The sequence below is a fragment of the Gammaproteobacteria bacterium genome (assembly GCA_035279405.1).
GTDB lineage: Bacteria > Pseudomonadota > Gammaproteobacteria > Natronospirales > REEB76 > REEB76.
In genome coordinates this window covers 1-1663 of sequence record DATEHU010000035.1, presented here as the reverse complement: position 1 = coordinate 1663, position 1663 = coordinate 1, and the positions used below count along the sequence as shown (strand labels likewise).

The following is a 1663-nucleotide window of genomic DNA, read 5'->3' as shown; positions in this document are numbered from 1 at the left end:
GATATGGACGAGCCTGTCAAGAGGCCAAATCTCTCATGCTATGGTTCCTGTTCTTTCACGCCGGGCAGGCGCGTCCTGGCCCTGGAAGCGAGGCGGTTCTCGACGGTAATCACTCTGATATCGGTTATGAAAATGATAGTGCCCCATGGCTGACTGCTTCTACCATAGAGGAGCCGGGCCATGGGGCACGATGGGACGCCAGCCACGGGCAGGCCGTCGCGATTATGGACCACGAGTCCGTTCTGATATCTGGCCGCCCCTGCGACTGACCCGGTTGCGCTGCGAGCGCGAATGCGTAGGTGTTGTGTTGCCCAGCTGGGTCCGCACAAGGGGGAGAATAGCATGCGGACGATAGGCCTTGACGTCCATAAGCACTTCACGGAGGTGGCCATCCTCGAGCCAGGGCGCGAAATCCAGCACAGCGACCGCATCCGCACTACGCCGGCGGCGCTGCGAGCGTTCGCCAAAACGCTGCGTTCGACGGATCATGTCGTGCTTGAAGCCAGCATCAACACCTGGCCCATCGCCGAGCTGCTCAGCGCTCACGCTGGTCGAGTAGTCGTGTCCAATCCCATGCGGACTCGCGCGATCGCTAGCGCTAAGGTAAAAACGGATCGGGTCGACAGCGCCATCTTGGCCCAACTGCTCGCGGCTGACTTTATCCCTGCCGTATGGGTCCCGGACTCCGCGACACAGGCGCTGCGGCGCCAAGCGTCTCACCGGCAGTCTCTCGTCCAGCAGAGCACCCGACTCCGGAACCGCATCCATGCCGTCTTGCAGCGCAATCTCATCGCACACTCCTTCACTGACCTCTTCGGGAAAGCGGGTCGTCGATGGCTCACCGAAGTCGCATTGCCGCCGGATGAGCGCCACCAGGTGGACAGTGCCCTCAGACTGCTGGATGCCGTAGACGCCGAGATCCGGCGGATAGAAGAGCACGTGGCCCAGGCCGCCCTTGAAGACCAGCGGGTGTTGCGCCTGATGACTATCCCGGGGGTCGGCTTGCATACTGCGGTTGCCATTGCGGCTGTGATTGGCGACATTACACGTTTCCCGCGCCCGACTCACCTGGTCGGGTATCTAGGCCTCGACCCGCGGGTGCGCCAGTCGGGCAGCCGCCCTGCCCATACGGGCCACATCAGCCGGCAAGGACAGGCGCACGCTCGCGGCCTGCTGGTAGAAGCCGCGCATTCCACCATCCGCGTCCCGGGCCCGCTGCATGCCTTCTACCAACGCTTGCGCGCTCGTCGTGGACCACAGATCGCCATCGTCGCCGTTGCCCGTAAACTGGCGGTCCTGGCTTGGCATCTGCTCACTCACCACACGGATTATCGCTGGACCCCCGCCAGCCTCACGGCCTCGAAGCGACGTCGCGTCGAGTTGAAAGCCGGGGCCCCAAGCCGACGCGGCCACCCGGCCCGCGCTTCCGAGGCCAAAGCACGTCCTCTCACACCCCAGCAAGAACGAGAGCCCTTGCAACGGGCCGAAGAAGCTTATCAAGTTTTCGTCGCCACCCGCCAGAGGACAAGGAGGAATAAAAGGACTTGACATTTTCATGCGTAATCGCGGATTACCCACCGAAATGGGCAGAGCACGCATGATTGTGATTCGTCGGGAGCGGCCTCCATCTAGGGACGTGGGTCAGCACAGACGTCCGCCTGTG

General features: G+C 62.8%; 1 protein-coding gene. It reads left to right on the top strand.

Annotated elements, in window-relative coordinates; translation table 11 throughout:
* The first annotated feature begins 342 nt into the window (after positions 1 to 342).
* Positions 343 to 1548 (top strand): IS110 family transposase, encoded by a 1206-nt coding sequence (locus tag VJR90_09115; GenBank protein HKV97634.1) that lies wholly within the window; start codon positions 343 to 345, stop codon positions 1546 to 1548.
* Positions 1549 to 1663 lie beyond the last annotated feature (115 nt).

Excerpts from the sequence above, each read along its gene's own strand:
- VJR90_09115 (HKV97634.1), top strand. The coding sequence starts at position 343 with ATGCGGACGATAGGCCTTGACGTCCATAAGCACTTCACGGAGGTGGCC.